General features: G+C 64.3%; 1 protein-coding gene. It reads right to left on the bottom strand.

Annotated elements, in window-relative coordinates:
* Nucleotides 1–25 precede the first annotated feature (25 nt).
* Nucleotides 26–328 (bottom strand): antibiotic biosynthesis monooxygenase (locus J0A65_RS26745; RefSeq protein ID WP_206597198.1); only part of this gene is annotated, 303 nt, incomplete at its 5' end.

Here is a 328-nt window from a genome sequence, read left to right as displayed (position 1 = left end):
ATAGAGATAAATTCACAAAGGCAAGTCAGGCGACTTGTTGCTGCAGCTCCATCGCGCATTCGAGATGGGTGAAAAGCCCCTCCTCTATGGCCTGCGCCAGTACCCGGCGCAGGCACTCGCTACCGAGAAAGGCGTCTCGTGCTGCGGCCGAGCGCCACTGCCCTTCGACTTCCCAGGTCAGCGGGTCGCCACGCAGCGGCAGTACCCGCAGCCCCTGGCAGCCGGGAATGTCCCGGCCGATCTGATCGAGCCGGGCCAGGCACTGCCTCAACCGGACGGCGCGGTCGTGGCGAGCGCGAATGGTCATACGGTGAACGATGCTCATGGC

It is taken from the genome of Bowmanella yangjiangensis (genome assembly GCF_017255015.1).
In the GTDB taxonomy this organism is placed as follows: domain Bacteria; phylum Pseudomonadota; class Gammaproteobacteria; order Enterobacterales; family Alteromonadaceae; genus Bowmanella; species Bowmanella yangjiangensis.
Note: the sequence above shows the minus strand (reverse complement) of the source record. Positions and strands in the feature narration are given on the sequence as shown.